Genomic DNA, 15,813 nt, shown 5'->3' with positions numbered 1-15,813 from the left:
TAATGCCAGGTGAGAACGTAACCATTACTGTAGAACTGATTGCGCCTATCGCTATGGAAGAAGGTCTGCGCTTTGCGATTCGCGAAGGTGGTCGTACCGTAGGTGCGGGTGTGGTTTCTTCTGTAATTGCTTAATTGAGGGATATTGATAAATGGCAAACCAAAAAATCCGTATCCGCCTGAAAGCTTATGATTACAGTCTGATTGACCGTTCTGCGCAAGAAATCGTTGAAACTGCCAAACGTACTGGCGCTGTTGTTAAAGGTCCGATTCCTTTGCCAACTAAAATCGAACGTTTCAACATCTTGCGTTCTCCTCACGTGAATAAAACTTCTCGTGAACAATTGGAAATCCGTACCCACTTGCGTCTGATGGACATCGTGGACTGGACTGACAAAACTACTGATGCACTGATGAAACTGGATCTTCCAGCGGGTGTGGATGTAGAAATTAAAGTTCAATAAGAACTGAAAAACCGAACAGCTTGGCTGTTCGGTTTTTTTATAGAATTCTTAGGCCGTCTGAAAATTGTCAGACATTTGGCAACGCTTCATCCGAAAAAAATGATGGTTTTAAGAAGTTAAATTGAAATTTTTGTTGATATTTCTTTGATTTGTCAATTATAATGGTGGACTTGGTACATCCGTATCAAGTTTAACTTTGTCTGAAAGGCAGGCCAATCGTAGCCCGCCCCTTTACTTAAAAGGAAAATAATCATGACTTTAGGTCTGGTTGGACGCAAAGTTGGTATGACTCGCGTGTTCGACGAACAGGGTGTTTCTGTTCCGGTAACTGTTTTGGATATGTCTGCCAACCGCGTTACACAAGTGAAATCCAAAGATACTGACGGCTACACTGCTGTACAAGTTACCTTTGGTCAGAAAAAAGCTAATCGTGTCAACAAAACTGAAGCCGGTCACTTTGCTAAAGCGAGTGTTGAAGCTGGTCGCGGTTTGGTTGAGTTTGCTTTGACTGAAGAAAAGCTGGCTGAATTAAAAGTCGGTGATGAAATTACCGTTTCTATGTTTGAAGTTGGTCAATTGGTAGATGTAACCGGTACCTCTAAAGGTAAAGGTTTCTCTGGTACGATCAAACGTCATAACTTCGGTGCTCAACGTACTTCCCACGGTAACTCCCGTTCTCACCGTGTTCCTGGTTCTATCGGTATGGCACAAGACCCTGGTCGCGTGTTCCCTGGTAAACGTATGGCAGGTCAATACGGTAACACTAAAGCAACTGTTCAAAAATTGGAAGTTGTGCGTGTTGATGCTGAACGCCAACTCTTGTTGGTTAAAGGTGCTGTTCCGGGTTCGGTTAACAGCGACGTCGTGGTTCGTCCTAGCGTGAAAGTAGGTGCGTAATGGAATTGAAAGTAATTGACGCTAAAGGACAAGTATCTGGCAGCTTGGCTGTTTCTGATGCTTTGTTTGCTCGTGAATACAATGAAGCTCTGGTTCACCAACTGGTTACTGCTTACTTGGCAAATGCCCGTTCTGGTAATCGTGCTCAAAAGACTCGTGCCGAAGTAAACCACTCTACTAAAAAACCATGGCGCCAAAAAGGTACCGGTCGTGCTCGTTCCGGTATGACTTCTTCTCCGCTGTGGCGTAAAGGTGGTCGTGCATTCCCAAACAAACCTGACGAAAACTTCACTCAAAAAGTGAACCGTAAAATGTACCGTGCCGGTATGGCGACTATTTTGTCCCAATTGGCTCGTGATGAACGTTTGTTTGCAATCGAAGCATTGACTGCTGAAACTCCTAAAACCAAAGTTTTTGCTGAACAAGTGAAAAATTTGGGTTTGGAGCAAGTTCTGTTTGTAACTAAACAGCTCGACGAGAATGTTTACTTGGCTTCACGCAACTTGCCTAACGTATTGGTTTTGGAAGCTCAACAAGTTGATCCTTACAGCTTGCTGCGTTACAAAAAAGTCGTTATCACTAAAGATGCAGTTGCACAATTAGAGGAGCAATGGGTATGAATCAACAACGTTTGACTCAAGTAATCTTGGCACCTATCGTTTCTGAAAAAAGCAACGTATTGGCTGAAAAACGTAACCAAATGACGTTTAAAGTTTTGGCAAATGCAACAAAACCTGAAATTAAAGCGGCTGTTGAGCTGCTGTTCGGCGTTCAAGTTGCAGACGTTACTACTGTTACCATTAAAGGTAAAGTTAAACGTTTTGGTCGCACTTTAGGTCGTCGCAGCGATGTTAAAAAGGCTTATGTAAGCTTGGCTGCCGGTCAAGAGTTGGATTTGGAAGCCGCTGCTGCAGCTGCAGATAAGGAATAAACAAAATGGCAATCGTTAAAATGAAGCCGACCTCTGCAGGCCGTCGCGGCATGGTTCGCGTGGTAACAGAAGGTTTGCACAAAGGTGCACCTTATGCACCTCTGCTAGAAAAGAAAAATTCTACTGCCGGTCGTAACAACAATGGTCATATCACTACCCGTCATAAAGGTGGTGGCCATAAACATCATTACCGCGTTGTAGATTTTAAACGTAACAAAGACGGTATCCCTGCAAAAGTAGAGCGTATCGAATATGACCCTAACCGTACTGCATTTATCGCACTGTTGTGCTATGCAGATGGTGAGCGTCGCTACATCATTGCTCCTCGTGGTATTCAAGCCGGTGCAGTATTGGTTTCCGGTGCTGAGGCTGCTATCAAAGTAGGTAACACTTTGCCGATCCGCAATATTCCTGTTGGTACAACTATTCACTGTATCGAAATGAAACCAGGTAAAGGTGCGCAAATTGCGCGTTCTGCTGGTGCTTCTGCGGTATTGCTTGCAAAAGAAGGTGCTTACGCTCAAGTTCGTTTGCGTTCTGGTGAAGTACGCAAAATTAGCGTAAATTGCCGTGCAACTATCGGTGAAGTTGGTAACGAAGAACAAAGCCTCAAAAAAATCGGTAAAGCTGGTGCTAACCGCTGGCGTGGTATTCGTCCGACCGTTCGTGGTGTTGTAATGAACCCTGTTGATCACCCGCATGGTGGTGGTGAAGGCCGTACTGGTGAAGCTCGCGAACCGGTTAGCCCATGGGGTACTCCTGCTAAGGGCTACCGCACTCGTAATAACAAACGCACGGATAACATGATTGTTCGTCGTCGTTACTCAAATAAAGGTTAATTAGTATGGCTCGTTCATTAAAAAAAGGCCCATATGTAGACCTGCATTTGCTGAAAAAAGTAGATGCTGCTCGTGCAAGCAACGACAAACGCCCAATTAAAACTTGGTCACGTCGTTCTACCATTTTGCCTGATTTCATTGGTCTGACTATCGCTGTACACAACGGTCGCACTCACGTGCCTGTGTTTATCAGTGACAACATGGTTGGTCATAAATTAGGTGAGTTCTCATTGACCCGTACCTTTAAAGGCCACTTGGCCGATAAAAAGGCTAAAAAGAAATAAGGTGAATCATGAGAGTAAGTGCACAACATAAAAACGCCCGTATTTCAGCTCAAAAAGCTCGTTTGGTAGCTGATTTGATTCGTGGTAAAGACGTTGCCCAAGCTTTGAATATCTTGGCATTCAGCCCTAAAAAAGGTGCTGAGCTGATTAAAAAAGTATTGGAATCAGCAATCGCCAATGCCGAACACAACAATGGTGCAGACATTGACGAACTGAAAGTGGTAACTATCTTTGTTGACAAAGGTCCAAGCTTGAAACGTTTTCAAGCTCGTGCCAAAGGTCGCGGTAACCGCATCGAGAAACAAACTTGTCATATTAACGTGACAGTGGGCAACTAAGGAAAAGCTATGGGACAAAAGATTAACCCTACAGGCTTTCGCCTGGCGGTAACTAAAGACTGGTCTTCAAAATGGTTTGCTAAAAGCACCGACTTTTCTACTGTTTTGAAACAAGATATTGATGTTCGTAACTACTTGCGTAAAAAACTGGCTAATGCTTCAGTTGGTCGCGTAGTGATCGAGCGTCCTGCTAAATCTGCACGTATTACTATTCACTCTGCTCGTCCAGGTGTGGTTATTGGTAAAAAAGGTGAGGATATTGAAATCTTGAAGCGTGACTTGCAAACTCTGATGGGTGTGCCTGTTCATGTAAATATTGAAGAGATTCGTCGTCCTGAATTGGATGCACAAATCATTGCTGATGGTATTGCCCAGCAGCTTGAAAAACGTGTTCAATTCCGTCGCGCTATGAAACGTGCAATGCAAAATGCAATGCGTTCTGGTGCTAAAGGCATCAAGATCATGACTTCAGGTCGTCTGAATGGTGCTGATATCGCTCGTAGCGAATGGTACCGTGAAGGTCGTGTGCCTTTGCATACTTTGCGTGCGAACGTAGATTATGCAACTAGCGAAGCGCACACTACTTATGGTGTACTGGGTCTGAAAGTTTGGGTTTATACAGAAGGTAATATTAAATCTTCTAAACCTGAGCATGAGAAGAAACAAAGAAAGGCAGGTGGACGTAATGCTGCAGCCAACTAGACTGAAATATCGCAAGCAACAAAAAGGTCGTAATACCGGTATTGCTACTCGCGGTAACAAAGTAAGTTTCGGTGAGTTCGGTTTGAAAGCCGTAGGTCGTGGTCGTTTGACTGCCCGCCAAATCGAAGCTGCTCGTCGTACTATGACTCGTCATATTAAACGTGGCGGTCGTATTTGGATTCGTGTATTCCCTGATAAACCAATTACTGAAAAACCTATCCAAGTTCGTATGGGTGGCGGTAAAGGTAATGTGGAATATTACATTGCTGAAGTTAAACCAGGCAAAGTATTGTACGAAATGGACGGTGTTCCTGAGTCTTTGGCTCGTGAAGCATTTGAATTGGCCGCTGCCAAATTGCCTATTCCTACAACCTTTGTAGTAAGACAGGTGGGTCAATAATGAAAGCAAATGAATTGAAAGACAAATCTATTGAGCAATTAAACTCTGATTTGTTGGACTTGTTGAAAGCTCAGTTTGGCTTACGCATGCAAAATGCAACCGGTCAGTTGGGTAAATCTAGCGAGTTGAAACGTGTACGTCGCGATATTGCTCGTATTAAAACCATTTTAACTGAAAAAGGTGCTAAGTAATGAGCGAAGCTAAAAATGTTCGTACTTTGCAAGGCAAAGTGGTAAGCGACAAAATGGACAAAACTGTTACAGTATTGGTTGAACGTAAGGTTAAACACCCTCTGTACGGTAAAATTATTCGTTTATCAACTAAAATCCATGCCCATGATGAAAACAATCAATATGGCATTGGTGATGTAGTGGTAATCGAGGAATCTCGTCCTTTGTCAAAAACCAAGTCTTGGGTTGTAAAGGAATTGGTTGAGAAAGCCCGTACTGTTTGATTTAAAACACAGTAATGCAGCTTAATAAGAAACGAAGTCTTGCAGCAAAGTTAATTTGCGTGTAAACTTCGTTTCTTATCTTCCAGCTTCTTATGGAAGTTTCTCTCCCTTCGGGATCCAAGACTGGTTTACTAGAACCGTGATGGTTTCATTTAATAAGCAGCTTAAAGTAAGGTGCGAGTTATATGAAAGTGGTAAATTAAGTTGGTTAATTTAAAGGTACTAATATGATTCAAATGCAGACCATCTTAGATGTGGCTGATAACTCTGGTGCGCGTCGCGTAATGTGCATCAAAGTATTAGGCGGATCTAAGCGTCGCTACGCTTCTGTTGGCGACATTATTAAAGTTGCAGTTAAAGATGCAGCCCCGCGTGGTCGTGTCAAAAAAGGTGATGTATACAATGCGGTAGTTGTTCGTACTGCTAAAGGTGTGCGTCGTCCTGATGGTGCGTTAATTAAATTCGATAACAATGCTGCTGTGTTGTTGAATAATAAACTTGAACCTCTGGGTACCCGTATTTTTGGTCCGGTAACCCGTGAATTGCGTACTGAGCGATTTATGAAAATCGTTTCATTGGCGCCTGAAGTATTATAAGGAATAGCGCGATGAATAAAATCATTAAAGGCGATCAGGTTGTAGTGATTACCGGTAAAGATAAAGGTAAGCAAGGTCAAGTAGTTCGAGTATTGGGTGATAAAGTTGTTGTTGAGGGTGTTAATGTTGTAAAACGCCATCAAAAACCTAATCCAATGCGTGGTATTGAGGGTGGCATTATTGCTAAAGAAATGCCTTTAGATATTTCTAATATTGCAATCCTGAATCCGGAAACTAATAAAGCAGACCGTGTTGGTATTAAGCTGATTGAAAATGAAGGCAAAGTTAAACGCGTTCGTTTCTTCAAATCAAATGGCTCTATCATTGGAGCATAAGGAGATAACATGGCTCGTTTGAGAGAGTTTTATAAAGATACAGTTGTTCCTGAATTGGTTAAACAATTTGGTTACAAATCAGTAATGGAAGTTCCACGTATTGAAAAAATCACCTTAAATATGGGTGTAGGTGAAGCTGTTGCTGATAAAAAAGTAATGGAGCATGCTGTTTCTGATTTAGAGAAAATTGCTGGTCAAAAACCAGTTGTTACTGTTGCTCGTAAATCTATCGCAGGTTTTAAAATCCGTGATAACTATCCAGTTGGTTGCAAAGTAACATTGCGTCGTGATCAAATGTTTGAATTCTTAGATCGTTTGATTACTATTGCATTGCCTCGCGTACGTGACTTCCGCGGTGTAAGCGGTAAATCATTTGATGGTCGTGGCAATTACAATATGGGCGTTCGTGAGCAAATTATTTTCCCGGAAATTGAATACGATAAAATCGATGCTTTGCGTGGTTTGAATATTACTATTACAACTACTGCAAAAACTGATGAAGAAGCGAAAGCTTTGTTGTCACTGTTCAAGTTTCCGTTTAAAGGATAATCATGGCTAAGAAAGCACTTATTAATCGTGAGCTGAAACGTCAAGCATTGGCGAAAAAGTTTGCAGCTAAACGTGAGGCAATTTTCGCTGTTATTAATGATGCTAATGCGACTGAAGAAGAACGTTTTGAGGCACGTTTGAAATTTCAATCCATTCCTCGTAATGCAGCACCTGTACGTCAACGTCGTCGTTGTGCTTTAACAGGTCGTCCTCGTGGCACTTTCCGTAAATTTGGTTTGGGCCGTATTAAAATCCGTGAAATCGCTATGCGTGGCGAGATCCCTGGTGTTGTTAAAGCTAGCTGGTAATAGGAGTATAAATAATGAGTATGCATGATCCTATTTCCGATATGTTGACTCGTATTCGCAATGCGCAACGTGCTAATAAAGCAGCAGTTGCCATGCCTTCTTCTAAACTGAAATGTGCAATTGCAAAAGTTCTGAAAGAAGAAGGTTATATCGAGGATTTTGCGGTTTCTGCTGATGCAAAACCGGTATTGGAAATTCAATTGAAATACTATGCAGGTCGTCCTGTGATTGAGCAAATTAAACGTGTTTCACGTCCAGGTTTGCGTATTTACAAAGCATCAAGTGAGATCCCTAGCGTAATGAATGGCCTGGGTGTCGCTATTGTTAGTACTTCTAAAGGTGTAATGACTGATCGCAAAGCCCGTTCTGAGGGTGTTGGTGGTGAGTTGTTGTGCATCGTAGCCTAGTGGAGAAAAGTAAATGTCACGCGTCGCAAAAAACCCAGTGACTGTTCCTGCTGGTGTAGAAGTAAAATTCGGAACAGATGCATTGGTTATCAAAGGTAAAAACGGCGAATTGTCTTTTCCTTTGCATTCCGATGTTGCTATTGAACTGAACGATGGTAAATTGACTTTTGCTGCAAAAAATGACAGTAAACAGGCTAATGCTATGTCTGGTACTGCTCGTGCATTGGTTAATAACATGGTTAAGGGTGTTTCTGAAGGTTTTGAGAAAAAACTTCAATTGATTGGTGTGGGTTATCGTGCCCAAGCTCAGGGCAAAGTTTTGAACTTGTCTTTGGGTTTCTCTCATCCAATCGTATACGAAATGCCTGAAGGTGTTTCTGTTCAAACTCCTAGCCAAACAGAAATCGTTTTGACTGGTGCAGATAAACAAGTGGTTGGCCAAGTCGCTGCTGAAATTCGTGCATTCCGTTCTCCTGAGCCTTATAAAGGTAAAGGTGTTCGTTATGTGGGTGAAGTAGTAGTGATGAAAGAAGCCAAGAAAAAATAATTGAGGTTCACTAATGGATAAACATACAACCCGACTCCGTCGTGCACGCAAAACCCGTGCGCGTATTGCGGACTTGAAAATGGTAAGATTATGTGTGTTCCGCAGCAATAATCATATTTATGCTCAAGTAATTAGTGCTGAAGGTGATAAAGTATTGGCTCAAGCCTCTACATTGGAAGCTGAAGTACGTAGTAGCCTGAAATCAGGTAGTAACGTTGAAGCAGCAGCTGTAGTTGGTAAGCGTATTGCTGAAAAAGCTAAAGCAGTGGGTGTTGAAAAAGTTGCTTTTGACCGTTCAGGTTTCCAATATCACGGTCGTGTGAAAGCTTTGGCTGAAGCTGCACGTGAAAATGGTTTAAGCTTCTAATATTTGGAGACTTTCAGATGGCAAAACATGAAATTGAAGAACGCGGTGACGGCCTGATTGAAAAGATGGTCGCAGTTAATCGCGTGACTAAAGTAGTTAAAGGTGGCCGTATCATGGCTTTCTCTGCACTGACTGTTGTTGGTGATGGTGATGGTCGCATCGGTATGGGCAAAGGTAAATCAAAAGAAGTACCAGTTGCTGTTCAAAAAGCAATGGATCAAGCTCGACGCTCTATGATTAAAGTACCTTTGAAAAACGGTACTATTCATCATGAAGTTATTGGTCGTCATGGTGCTACTAAGGTATTTATGCAACCTGCTAAAGAAGGTAGCGGTGTGAAAGCTGGTGGTCCAATGCGTTTAGTATTTGATGCTATGGGTATTCATAACATTTCAGCTAAAGTACATGGTTCTACTAATCCTTACAATATTGTACGCGCTACATTAGACGGTTTGTCTAAATTGTATACCCCTGCTGATATTGCTGCTAAACGTGGCTTGACAGTAGAAGATATTTTGGGAGCTAACCATGACTGAGCAAAAAAAGATTAAAGTTACATTGGTTAAGAGCCTGATCGGTACAATTGAATCTCATCGTGCATGTGCTCGCGGTTTAGGTTTGCGCCGTCGTGAACATACTGTAGAGGTTTTGGATACCCCTGAAAACCGTGGCATGATCAATAAAATCAGCTACTTGTTGAAAGTGGAGTCTTAATATGTTTTTGAATACTATTCAACCTGCTGAGGGTGCTACTCACGCTAGTCGTCGTGTAGGCCGTGGTATTGGTAGCGGCTTGGGTAAGACAGGTGGTCGTGGTCATAAAGGTCAAAAAAGCCGTTCTGGTGGCTTCCACAAGGTAGGTTTTGAAGGCGGTCAAATGCCTTTGCAACGTCGTCTGCCGAAACGTGGTTTCAAATCTTTGACTGCGGCCGCTAATGCTGAAGTTCGTTTGAGTGAATTGAATCTGATTGCTGTGAACGAGATTGATGTCTTGGTTCTTAAACAAGCTGGTCTGATTCCTGCAACTGCTTCTAATGTAAAAGTTATTGCTTCTGGTGAAATCTCAAAAGCAGTTACCTTGAAAGGTGTAAAAGCTACTAAAGGTGCTAAAGCTGCTATTGAAGCTGCCGGTGGTAAAGTAGAAGAATAAGGCTTGCACTACAGTGGCTAATCAACAATCTTTATCAGGATTATCCAAATTTGGTGATCTGAAAAAACGTCTGGTGTTCCTTTTAGGTGCTTTAGTCGTTTTCCGTATTGGTGCTCATATACCGGTACCGGGCGTAGATGCTGTTGCATTAGCTAAGTTATACGAAGGCGCTGCAAACGGCATATTCGGAATGTTAAATATGTTCTCGGGTGGTTCGTTGGAGCGCTTTAGTATATTTGCAATTGGTATCATGCCTTATATTTCATCGTCGATTATTGTTCAGCTTGCTTCTGAAATTGTTCCTTCTTTAAAAGCTTTAAAGAAGGAAGGTGAGGCTGGTAGGAAAATAATTACGAAATATACTAGGTATGGGACGGTATTATTGGCTGTATTGCAAAGCTTTGGTGTTGCAACATTTGTTTATCAACAAGGTGTTGTTGTAACGAGTTCGCTTGAGTTTCATATTTCTACAGTGGTCTGTTTGGTTACAGGTACTATGTTTCTGATGTGGTTAGGGGAGCAAATTACCGAGCGTGGTATTGGTAATGGTATTTCTTTAATTATTACAGCAGGCATTGTATCGGGTATCCCATCCGGTATTGTTCGGTTATTAACTTTGACTGAACAAGGCTCTATGAGTATGTTGATGGCGGTATCAATTGTGATTGGTATTTTGCTGTTGATCTATGCTGTAGTTTATTTTGAGAGTGCTCAGCGTAAAGTTCCTGTGCATTATGCTAAAAGACAGTTTGGCTCTGGAATAATGCCGGGACAAAGCATTCATATGCCGTTCAAGCTAAATATGGCAGGTGTTATTCCTCCTATTTTTGCTTCCAGTATTATTTTATTTCCATCTACACTTTTAGGTTGGTTTGGTTCAAATAGTACGAATTCTGTTCTTCATAAGGTTGCTGCAATGCTGCAACACGGACAGCCTTTGTATATTGGATTGTTTGCAACAACTATTATCTTCTTCTGCTATTTCTATACTGCTTTAGTATTTAGCCCTAAAGAAATGGCTGAGAATTTGAAGAAAAGTGGTGCATTTGTACCTGGTATTCGCCCAGGTGAGCAAACTTCTAGATATTTGGAAAAAGTTGTACTGAGACTAACATTATTTGGTGCTTTGTATATCACTACAATCTGTCTGATACCTGAATTTTTAACGACAGCATTGAATGTACCTTTCTATTTAGGCGGAACATCTTTGCTTATCTTGGTTGTCGTTACAATGGATTTTAGGACGCAAATCAATTCCTACGTAATGAGCAGTCAGTATGAAGATTTGATGAGTCGTCCAGATATGAAATCTTTATCACGTAAGTAGGCTTATGGCTAAAGAAGATACCATACAGATGCAGGGTGAAATCCTTGAGACTTTGCCCAATGCAACGTTTAAAGTAAAACTGGAAAATGATCATGTAGTACTTGGTCATATCTCTGGAAAAATGCGAATGCACTATATCCGTATTTCTCCAGGTGATAAGGTAACAGTTGAATTAACTCCTTATGATTTAACCCGTGCTCGGATTGTTTTCCGAGCAAGATAAACGATAAAAGGAAATAAAATGCGTGTACAACCTTCTGTAAAGAAAATTTGTCGCAATTGCAAGATTATTCGTCGTAATCGTGTAGTTCGCGTAATTTGTACTGACCCACGTCACAAACAACGTCAAGGTTAAGAAGCTAGTTTTCTTAACTATTGATTTTGTGGTATAGTGACATACTTTGCCCTAAAAAGGAAAAAATATGGCTCGTATTGCAGGGGTAAATATCCCTAATAATGCCCATATCGTAATTGGCCTTCAGGCTATTTATGGTATTGGTGCGACTCGTGCTAAATTGATTTGTGAGGCAGCAAATATTGCTCCTACTACTAAAGCAAAAGATTTGGACGAGGCTCAATTAGACGCTTTGCGTGAGCAAGTTGCTAAATATGAAGTTGAAGGCGATTTGCGTCGTGAAGTAACGATGAGCATTAAACGACTGATGGATATGGGTTGCTATCGCGGCTTCCGTCATCGTCGTGGCTTGCCTTGTCGTGGTCAACGCACTCGCACAAATGCTCGTACCCGTAAAGGTCCGCGCAAAGCGATTGCCGGTAAGAAATAAATTTTAAGGAATTTGATTAATGGCTAAAGCAAACACAGCTTCGCGTGTACGTAAAAAAGTACGTAAAACCGTAAGCGAAGGTATTGTGCACGTTCATGCATCTTTCAACAATACCATCATTACAATCACTGACCGTCAAGGCAATGCATTGTCTTGGGCTACCTCTGGCGGCGCTGGTTTTAAAGGTTCTCGTAAAAGTACACCATTTGCAGCACAAGTTGCAGCAGAAGCAGCTGGTAAAGTTGCCCAAGAGTATGGCGTTAAAAATTTAGAAGTCCGCATTAAAGGCCCTGGCCCTGGTCGCGAATCTTCTGTACGTGCTTTAAACGCTCTTGGTTTCAAGATTACCAGCATTACTGACGTTACCCCGTTGCCTCATAACGGTTGCCGTCCGCCTAAAAAACGTCGTATTTAATATTGGAGTGATTTAAAACATGGCACGTTATATTGGCCCTAAATGTAAATTAGCACGTCGCGAAGGTACGGATCTGTTTTTGAAGAGTGCACGTCGCTCTTTGGATTCAAAATGTAAAATGGATTCTGCACCTGGTCAGCACGGTGCGAAAAAACCACGTTTGTCAGACTACGGTTTGCAATTGCGTGAAAAACAAAAAATCCGTCGTATTTATGGTGTGTTAGAACGCCAATTCCGTCGTTACTTTGCGGAAGCTGATCGTCGTAAAGGTTCTACCGGTGAATTGCTGTTGCAATTGCTGGAGTCCCGTTTGGATAATGTCGTTTATCGTATGGGTTTTGGCTCTACCCGCGCTGAAGCACGTCAATTGGTTTCTCATAAAGCTATCGTTGTAAACGGTCAGGTTGTTAATATCCCTTCTTTCCAAGTTAAAGCAGGCGATGTTGTAGCTGTTCGTGAAAAAGCTAAGAAACAAGTACGTATCCAAGAGGCATTGAGCTTGGCTACTCAAATTGGCTTGCCAAGCTGGGTATCTGTTGATGCCGACAAATTGGAAGGTGTATTCAAAAATATGCCGGATCGCTCAGAATTGTCTGGCGATATTAATGAACAGCTGGTGGTAGAGTTCTACTCTAAATAATGCTAGCTCAATGAGGGACAGTTAAATGCAAAATAGCACAACCGAATTTTTGAAACCTCGTCAAATCGATGTAGATACCTTGTCTTCTACTCGAGCTAAGGTGTCTATGCAGCCATTTGAGCGTGGTTTTGGTCATACTTTAGGTAATGCTTTGCGTCGTATCTTACTGTCATCCATGAATGGCTTTGCCCCAACTGAAGTAGTTATTTCTGGCGTATTGCACGAATACTCTACTATTGATGGTGTTCAGGAGGATGTTGTTGACGTTCTCTTGAACATTAAAGGTATCGTATTCAAGCTTCACGGTCGTAACCAAGTTCAGTTGACTTTGAAGAAAACAGGTGCCGGTGCAGTTGTAGCCGGTGATATTGATTTGCCACACGATGTGGAAATCATCAATCCTGAACATGTTATTTGCCACTTGGCTGACAATGGCCAAATCGACATGGAAATTAAAGTAGAGCAAGGTCGTGGTTATCAGTCTGTTTCAGGCCGTCGCGTATTGCGTGATGAGAACAAACAGATTGGTGCGATTCAGTTGGATGCGAGCTTTTCGCCCATCAGTCGTGTTAGCTTTGAAGTTGAACCTGCACGCGTAGAGCAACGCACGGATTTGGATAAATTGGTTTTGGATATTGAAACCAATGGTTCTATTGATCCAGAAGAAGCTGTACGTAGTGCCGCACGTATCTTAATTGACCAAATGTCTATTTTTGCAGATCTGCAAGGTACTCCGGTTGAAGAGGTTGAAGAAAAAGCACCTCCTATCGATCCTATCTTGCTGCGTCCTGTAGATGATTTGGAATTAACCGTACGTTCAGCTAATTGTCTGAAAGCTGAAGATATTTACTATATTGGCGATTTGATTCAACGTACTGAAACCGAGCTTCTCAAGACCCCTAATTTGGGTCGTAAATCTTTGAATGAGATCAAAGAAGTGTTGGCCTCTAAAGGTCTGACATTAGGTTCCAAATTAGAAGCTTGGCCGCCTGTAGGCTTAGAAAAGCCGTAAGTTTGAAGATTAAAGGATAATGACATGCGTCATCGTAATGGCAACCGCAAATTAAACCGTACTAGCAGCCACCGTGCTGCGATGCTGCGCAATATGGCGAATTCCTTGTTGACTCACGAAACCATCGTGACAACTTTGCCTAAAGCAAAAGAATTGCGCCGCGTAGTTGAGCCCTTGATTACCTTGGGTAAAAAACCTTCTTTGGCAAACCGTCGTTTGGCTTTTGACCGCACTCGCGATCGTGATGTTGTAGTTAAATTGTTTGACGAATTGGGTCCACGCTTTGCTGCTCGTAACGGCGGCTATATTCGTGTACTGAAATACGGTTTCCGTAAAGGCGACAATGCTCCTTTGGCATTGGTTGAATTGGTTGATAAAGCAGCTGATTCTGCTGAATAAGCAAATTAATATGAAAGCACTACCTGTTTAGGTGGTGCTTTTTTATTTGGATAGACCCTTTCTCATTTCGCAGTGCTACAATACTTCAACGGGAAACCCTTATTCTATAAGGGTTTCCCGTTTTATTTTGTCTAAAAAAGCAGCCTTAAAATAATAATAGTTGGTCGGAATTTACCCTTTTTTCTTGGATTTTCAGCTCTCCCAACAGCAGTTTCATGGTGGTATATTGCTTTTCTGTTACTTCCAAACAGCGGATTGAGCCTTCTTGCGGTAGGTTTGCACATAGCCTATTGTGGTGTTTTTGCAACGAATCTCGACCTTTGACAATACGGCTGTATACGGAAAGTTGGAGCATTTGGTATCCATCTTTTAAAGGAACTGGCGGAATTGATTGGCGGCTTTGCGCTTGGCCGCCGTGGTAACAGGTAGGTCGAAGAAGACGATAATCCTCATAAATTTAGCCTCACTCATATTGGTATTCTTTCAATGGCAAGATTTCGGGCAGTTTCAGCTGTTTAGCGTTTTTGTTAGTTACGCTGGCTTGAAATGAAGAAATCATTTTGTCGATGGCAGCCAAGGTGCTGAAATGTTGCCGTTCGATGCAGATTTGATAGTGAAGGATCTTGATAAGGTTTTGTTTGAGGTTGGGTGTCAGTTCAGTTTTCAGACGGCCTTGTTTATGCAAATGTATAACGACCAGGTCGGCCAATGGGCGTAAGGGTTCGAGAAAGTCATCGGCGAGGTTGAATGGATTTAGTTCGCTCCTATGAAACAAGCCTAATGCAGGCAACCAACCATATAAGGTCAGGGCGCGTGCTACTGCTGCACGGAGTACGGCGTAGGTGTAGTTCAATGCGGCATTGACGTACGGGTAAACTTTTCCCCAAAGAGGGCTTGGAAGTAGAGGGCGGCAGCTTGGGCTTCACGGTTTCCTGTATCGCCTGAACGGACTTCGACTGCCAAAGTGCGCAGCCGTTTGGTTGCAAGATCATTGCCTGTTTCGTCTGCGACAAATGCTTGATTTAGGATTTTTTGGCGGACGATATGTTGCCAGAGTTGCTTTTTTAAGGGTTCGCTTATATTCAGTTGCAGCTTGAGGATTTTAAGTTGGCGGTGATATTGGGCATAAGGCAGCCATTGTCCGTAGGGTAGGAATTGCTCATCACATGTCAGCAGGGTTGCACTATGATCGGCTAAGGCTGATAAGAGCGGGGCGGTAATTAGGGTTTCGCGGTTTTCGATGATGATAACGGCGATGTCTTCTAATGGTACGGTATGGGACTCGCCGTTTTGTTGAATCAGCAGTTGCCGGCGTTGTAAGGATAATTTACCGCCGTTTTGAATGAGCAGGCTGCGCCAAGTCATGTTTTTCCCCTTATTTTTTATAAAAAATCCCTGCTTCAGGCCGTCTGAAACAGGGATAGATTAATTTAACGGACAGGTGGGCGTTTTTTCAGACGGCATGGTCTGATTTCTTTGCCGAGTTCGTCGATTTGGTATTTTGGGAATGAAAGGGCGGTTTTGACACCGATTCGATATATGCCGTCTTCGTCGAATTTTTGCAGCAGAATCCGTTGTTTTTTACTGCGAGGAAAACGGCTGGTTTCAACACGCGCTTTAAATTCCTGCCATTCGCGGCTGTTGTCTTTGCCGTTGAAGTATTCGTAA

The 15,813-nt window shown here is 42.4% G+C and carries 30 protein-coding genes and 3 pseudogenes; 30 read left to right on the top strand and 3 right to left on the bottom strand.

The window, feature by feature from the left end:
* From ACTHUE_RS04015 to rplQ, 30 genes and pseudogenes are all read left to right on the top strand, one after another.
* Window positions 1-134: pseudogene (locus ACTHUE_RS04015) on the top strand (hypothetical protein); the annotation flags it as partial.
* Between the two features lie 17 nt (window positions 135-151).
* On the top strand, window positions 152-463 hold the full coding sequence (gene rpsJ, locus ACTHUE_RS04010; RefSeq protein ID WP_002642322.1) for a 30S ribosomal protein S10: 312 nt from the start codon (window positions 152-154) through the stop codon (window positions 461-463).
* A gap of 252 nt (window positions 464-715) precedes the next feature.
* Window positions 716-1,360 (top strand): 50S ribosomal protein L3, encoded by a 645-nt coding sequence (gene rplC, locus ACTHUE_RS04005; RefSeq protein ID WP_004520188.1) that lies wholly within the window; start codon window positions 716-718, stop codon window positions 1,358-1,360.
* On the top strand, window positions 1,360-1,980 hold the full coding sequence (gene rplD / locus ACTHUE_RS04000) for a 50S ribosomal protein L4 (protein ID WP_003684798.1): 621 nt from the start codon (window positions 1,360-1,362) through the stop codon (window positions 1,978-1,980). Before rplC ends, rplD begins: the two co-directional genes overlap by 1 nt.
* Window positions 1,977-2,291, top strand: a complete 315-nt coding sequence (gene rplW / locus ACTHUE_RS03995; RefSeq protein ID WP_002243944.1) for a 50S ribosomal protein L23 — start codon at window positions 1,977-1,979, stop codon at window positions 2,289-2,291. The genes rplD and rplW overlap by 4 nt, the downstream gene beginning before the upstream one ends.
* A 5-nt stretch (window positions 2,292-2,296) precedes the next feature.
* The gene (gene rplB / locus ACTHUE_RS03990) at window positions 2,297-3,130 is read left to right on the top strand and encodes a 50S ribosomal protein L2 (RefSeq protein WP_003684813.1); all 834 of its coding nucleotides are present in this window, start codon (window positions 2,297-2,299) and stop codon (window positions 3,128-3,130) included.
* A 5-nt stretch (window positions 3,131-3,135) separates the two neighbouring features.
* Window positions 3,136-3,414, top strand: a complete 279-nt coding sequence (gene rpsS, locus ACTHUE_RS03985) for a 30S ribosomal protein S19 (protein ID WP_002215422.1) — start codon at window positions 3,136-3,138, stop codon at window positions 3,412-3,414.
* Window positions 3,415-3,422: 8 nt separating this feature from the next.
* Window positions 3,423-3,752 (top strand): 50S ribosomal protein L22, encoded by a 330-nt coding sequence (gene rplV, locus ACTHUE_RS03980; protein ID WP_003749277.1) that lies wholly within the window; start codon window positions 3,423-3,425, stop codon window positions 3,750-3,752.
* Window positions 3,753-3,761: 9 nt separating this feature from the next.
* The gene (gene rpsC / locus ACTHUE_RS03975; RefSeq protein WP_004520189.1) at window positions 3,762-4,454 is read left to right on the top strand and encodes a 30S ribosomal protein S3; all 693 of its coding nucleotides are present in this window, start codon (window positions 3,762-3,764) and stop codon (window positions 4,452-4,454) included.
* Window positions 4,438-4,854 (top strand): 50S ribosomal protein L16, encoded by a 417-nt coding sequence (gene rplP, locus ACTHUE_RS03970; protein ID WP_003684741.1) that lies wholly within the window; start codon window positions 4,438-4,440, stop codon window positions 4,852-4,854. The genes rpsC and rplP overlap by 17 nt, the downstream gene beginning before the upstream one ends.
* The gene (gene rpmC, locus ACTHUE_RS03965; protein WP_003684705.1) at window positions 4,854-5,045 is read left to right on the top strand and encodes a 50S ribosomal protein L29; all 192 of its coding nucleotides are present in this window, start codon (window positions 4,854-4,856) and stop codon (window positions 5,043-5,045) included. The genes rplP and rpmC overlap by 1 nt, the downstream gene beginning before the upstream one ends.
* Window positions 5,045-5,308, top strand: coding sequence for a 30S ribosomal protein S17 (gene rpsQ / locus ACTHUE_RS03960; protein WP_003684766.1), 264 nt, complete (start codon window positions 5,045-5,047; stop codon window positions 5,306-5,308). The genes rpmC and rpsQ overlap by 1 nt, the downstream gene beginning before the upstream one ends.
* Window positions 5,309-5,535: 227 nt before the next feature.
* On the top strand, window positions 5,536-5,904 hold the full coding sequence (rplN, locus tag ACTHUE_RS03955) for a 50S ribosomal protein L14 (protein WP_002215434.1): 369 nt from the start codon (window positions 5,536-5,538) through the stop codon (window positions 5,902-5,904).
* A gap of 11 nt (window positions 5,905-5,915) precedes the next feature.
* Window positions 5,916-6,239 (top strand): 50S ribosomal protein L24, encoded by a 324-nt coding sequence (gene rplX / locus ACTHUE_RS03950; protein ID WP_004520190.1) that lies wholly within the window; start codon window positions 5,916-5,918, stop codon window positions 6,237-6,239.
* Between the two features lie 9 nt (window positions 6,240-6,248).
* Window positions 6,249-6,788: a 50S ribosomal protein L5 gene (gene rplE / locus ACTHUE_RS03945; RefSeq protein ID WP_003684750.1), complete on the top strand. Its 540-nt coding sequence runs from the start codon at window positions 6,249-6,251 to the stop codon at window positions 6,786-6,788.
* A gap of 2 nt (window positions 6,789-6,790) precedes the next feature.
* Window positions 6,791-7,096: a 30S ribosomal protein S14 gene (gene rpsN, locus ACTHUE_RS03940; RefSeq protein WP_003684736.1), complete on the top strand. Its 306-nt coding sequence runs from the start codon at window positions 6,791-6,793 to the stop codon at window positions 7,094-7,096.
* 14 nt (window positions 7,097-7,110) lie between these two features.
* Window positions 7,111-7,503, top strand: coding sequence for a 30S ribosomal protein S8 (rpsH, locus tag ACTHUE_RS03935; RefSeq protein WP_003684738.1), 393 nt, complete (start codon window positions 7,111-7,113; stop codon window positions 7,501-7,503).
* A 13-nt stretch (window positions 7,504-7,516) separates the two neighbouring features.
* Window positions 7,517-8,050, top strand: a complete 534-nt coding sequence (gene rplF / locus ACTHUE_RS03930) for a 50S ribosomal protein L6 (protein ID WP_004464590.1) — start codon at window positions 7,517-7,519, stop codon at window positions 8,048-8,050.
* A gap of 13 nt (window positions 8,051-8,063) precedes the next feature.
* A complete protein-coding gene (gene rplR / locus ACTHUE_RS03925; protein WP_003749287.1) occupies window positions 8,064-8,417 on the top strand; it encodes a 50S ribosomal protein L18 in 354 nt (117 codons plus the stop codon).
* Between the two features lie 17 nt (window positions 8,418-8,434).
* Window positions 8,435-8,953 carry a 30S ribosomal protein S5 gene (gene rpsE, locus ACTHUE_RS03920; protein WP_003684704.1) on the top strand — a complete coding sequence of 173 codons (519 nt, stop codon included), beginning with the start codon at window positions 8,435-8,437 and terminating at the stop codon, window positions 8,951-8,953.
* Entirely contained in the window at window positions 8,946-9,131 is a 186-nt protein-coding gene (gene rpmD, locus ACTHUE_RS03915) for a 50S ribosomal protein L30 (RefSeq protein WP_003684808.1), read from the top strand. The genes rpsE and rpmD overlap by 8 nt, the downstream gene beginning before the upstream one ends.
* A 1-nt stretch (window position 9,132) precedes the next feature.
* Window positions 9,133-9,567: a 50S ribosomal protein L15 gene (rplO, locus tag ACTHUE_RS03910; protein ID WP_004520192.1), complete on the top strand. Its 435-nt coding sequence runs from the start codon at window positions 9,133-9,135 to the stop codon at window positions 9,565-9,567.
* A gap of 13 nt (window positions 9,568-9,580) precedes the next feature.
* A complete protein-coding gene (secY, locus tag ACTHUE_RS03905; RefSeq protein ID WP_004520193.1) occupies window positions 9,581-10,894 on the top strand; it encodes a preprotein translocase subunit SecY in 1,314 nt (437 codons plus the stop codon).
* A 4-nt stretch (window positions 10,895-10,898) separates the two neighbouring features.
* Window positions 10,899-11,117, top strand: coding sequence for a translation initiation factor IF-1 (gene infA / locus ACTHUE_RS03900; RefSeq protein WP_003684714.1), 219 nt, complete (start codon window positions 10,899-10,901; stop codon window positions 11,115-11,117).
* An 18-nt stretch (window positions 11,118-11,135) separates the two neighbouring features.
* Window positions 11,136-11,249, top strand: coding sequence for a 50S ribosomal protein L36 (rpmJ, locus tag ACTHUE_RS03895; protein ID WP_003697674.1), 114 nt, complete (start codon window positions 11,136-11,138; stop codon window positions 11,247-11,249).
* Window positions 11,250-11,316: 67 nt separating this feature from the next.
* Entirely contained in the window at window positions 11,317-11,679 is a 363-nt protein-coding gene (rpsM, locus tag ACTHUE_RS03890; RefSeq protein ID WP_003749295.1) for a 30S ribosomal protein S13, read from the top strand.
* 19 nt (window positions 11,680-11,698) lie between these two features.
* Window positions 11,699-12,094, top strand: coding sequence for a 30S ribosomal protein S11 (gene rpsK / locus ACTHUE_RS03885; protein WP_002216249.1), 396 nt, complete (start codon window positions 11,699-11,701; stop codon window positions 12,092-12,094).
* 19 nt (window positions 12,095-12,113) lie between these two features.
* On the top strand, window positions 12,114-12,734 hold the full coding sequence (rpsD, locus tag ACTHUE_RS03880; RefSeq protein ID WP_003749296.1) for a 30S ribosomal protein S4: 621 nt from the start codon (window positions 12,114-12,116) through the stop codon (window positions 12,732-12,734).
* A gap of 25 nt (window positions 12,735-12,759) precedes the next feature.
* Complete coding sequence (locus tag ACTHUE_RS03875) at window positions 12,760-13,746, top strand: DNA-directed RNA polymerase subunit alpha (protein ID WP_003684706.1); 987 nt, start codon at window positions 12,760-12,762, stop codon at window positions 13,744-13,746.
* A 24-nt stretch (window positions 13,747-13,770) separates the two neighbouring features.
* A complete protein-coding gene (rplQ, locus tag ACTHUE_RS03870) occupies window positions 13,771-14,145 on the top strand; it encodes a 50S ribosomal protein L17 (protein ID WP_039862272.1) in 375 nt (124 codons plus the stop codon).
* Window positions 14,146-14,290: 145 nt separating this feature from the next.
* Here the strand turns inward: rplQ and cas2 are convergent.
* From cas2 to ACTHUE_RS03855, 3 genes and pseudogenes are all read right to left on the bottom strand, one after another.
* Window positions 14,291-14,616 (bottom strand): annotated as a pseudogene (gene cas2 / locus ACTHUE_RS03865) (CRISPR-associated endonuclease Cas2).
* A pseudogene (gene cas1, locus ACTHUE_RS03860) lies at window positions 14,609-15,510 on the bottom strand (type II CRISPR-associated endonuclease Cas1). The pseudogenes cas2 and cas1 overlap by 8 nt, the downstream one beginning before the upstream one ends.
* A 65-nt stretch (window positions 15,511-15,575) precedes the next feature.
* The coding region (locus ACTHUE_RS03855) for a hypothetical protein (protein WP_440423043.1) at window positions 15,576-15,813 on the bottom strand (238 nt) is incomplete at its 5' end.

Source organism: Neisseria sp. P0021.S005 (assembly GCF_051956955.1).
Note: the sequence above shows the minus strand (reverse complement) of the source record. Positions and strands in the feature narration are given on the sequence as shown.

Excerpts from the sequence above, each read along its gene's own strand:
- rpsJ (WP_002642322.1), top strand. The coding sequence starts at position 152 with ATGGCAAACCAAAAAATCCGTATCCGCCTGAAAGCTTATGATTACAGT.
- rplC (WP_004520188.1), top strand. The coding sequence starts at position 716 with ATGACTTTAGGTCTGGTTGGACGCAAAGTTGGTATGACTCGCGTGTTC.
- rplD (WP_003684798.1), top strand. The coding sequence starts at position 1,360 with ATGGAATTGAAAGTAATTGACGCTAAAGGACAAGTATCTGGCAGCTTG.
- rplW (WP_002243944.1), top strand. The coding sequence starts at position 1,977 with ATGAATCAACAACGTTTGACTCAAGTAATCTTGGCACCTATCGTTTCT.
- rplB (WP_003684813.1), top strand. The coding sequence starts at position 2,297 with ATGGCAATCGTTAAAATGAAGCCGACCTCTGCAGGCCGTCGCGGCATG.
- rpsS (WP_002215422.1), top strand. The coding sequence starts at position 3,136 with ATGGCTCGTTCATTAAAAAAAGGCCCATATGTAGACCTGCATTTGCTG.
- rplV (WP_003749277.1), top strand. The coding sequence starts at position 3,423 with ATGAGAGTAAGTGCACAACATAAAAACGCCCGTATTTCAGCTCAAAAA.
- rpsC (WP_004520189.1), top strand. The coding sequence starts at position 3,762 with ATGGGACAAAAGATTAACCCTACAGGCTTTCGCCTGGCGGTAACTAAA.
- rplP (WP_003684741.1), top strand. The coding sequence starts at position 4,438 with ATGCTGCAGCCAACTAGACTGAAATATCGCAAGCAACAAAAAGGTCGT.
- rpmC (WP_003684705.1), top strand. The coding sequence starts at position 4,854 with ATGAAAGCAAATGAATTGAAAGACAAATCTATTGAGCAATTAAACTCT.
- rpsQ (WP_003684766.1), top strand. The coding sequence starts at position 5,045 with ATGAGCGAAGCTAAAAATGTTCGTACTTTGCAAGGCAAAGTGGTAAGC.
- rplN (WP_002215434.1), top strand. The coding sequence starts at position 5,536 with ATGATTCAAATGCAGACCATCTTAGATGTGGCTGATAACTCTGGTGCG.
- rplX (WP_004520190.1), top strand. The coding sequence starts at position 5,916 with ATGAATAAAATCATTAAAGGCGATCAGGTTGTAGTGATTACCGGTAAA.
- rplE (WP_003684750.1), top strand. The coding sequence starts at position 6,249 with ATGGCTCGTTTGAGAGAGTTTTATAAAGATACAGTTGTTCCTGAATTG.
- rpsN (WP_003684736.1), top strand. The coding sequence starts at position 6,791 with ATGGCTAAGAAAGCACTTATTAATCGTGAGCTGAAACGTCAAGCATTG.
- rpsH (WP_003684738.1), top strand. The coding sequence starts at position 7,111 with ATGAGTATGCATGATCCTATTTCCGATATGTTGACTCGTATTCGCAAT.
- rplF (WP_004464590.1), top strand. The coding sequence starts at position 7,517 with ATGTCACGCGTCGCAAAAAACCCAGTGACTGTTCCTGCTGGTGTAGAA.
- rplR (WP_003749287.1), top strand. The coding sequence starts at position 8,064 with ATGGATAAACATACAACCCGACTCCGTCGTGCACGCAAAACCCGTGCG.
- rpsE (WP_003684704.1), top strand. The coding sequence starts at position 8,435 with ATGGCAAAACATGAAATTGAAGAACGCGGTGACGGCCTGATTGAAAAG.
- rpmD (WP_003684808.1), top strand. The coding sequence starts at position 8,946 with ATGACTGAGCAAAAAAAGATTAAAGTTACATTGGTTAAGAGCCTGATC.
- rplO (WP_004520192.1), top strand. The coding sequence starts at position 9,133 with ATGTTTTTGAATACTATTCAACCTGCTGAGGGTGCTACTCACGCTAGT.
- infA (WP_003684714.1), top strand. The coding sequence starts at position 10,899 with ATGGCTAAAGAAGATACCATACAGATGCAGGGTGAAATCCTTGAGACT.
- rpmJ (WP_003697674.1), top strand. The coding sequence starts at position 11,136 with ATGCGTGTACAACCTTCTGTAAAGAAAATTTGTCGCAATTGCAAGATT.
- rpsM (WP_003749295.1), top strand. The coding sequence starts at position 11,317 with ATGGCTCGTATTGCAGGGGTAAATATCCCTAATAATGCCCATATCGTA.
- rpsK (WP_002216249.1), top strand. The coding sequence starts at position 11,699 with ATGGCTAAAGCAAACACAGCTTCGCGTGTACGTAAAAAAGTACGTAAA.
- rpsD (WP_003749296.1), top strand. The coding sequence starts at position 12,114 with ATGGCACGTTATATTGGCCCTAAATGTAAATTAGCACGTCGCGAAGGT.
- ACTHUE_RS03875 (WP_003684706.1), top strand. The coding sequence starts at position 12,760 with ATGCAAAATAGCACAACCGAATTTTTGAAACCTCGTCAAATCGATGTA.
- rplQ (WP_039862272.1), top strand. The coding sequence starts at position 13,771 with ATGCGTCATCGTAATGGCAACCGCAAATTAAACCGTACTAGCAGCCAC.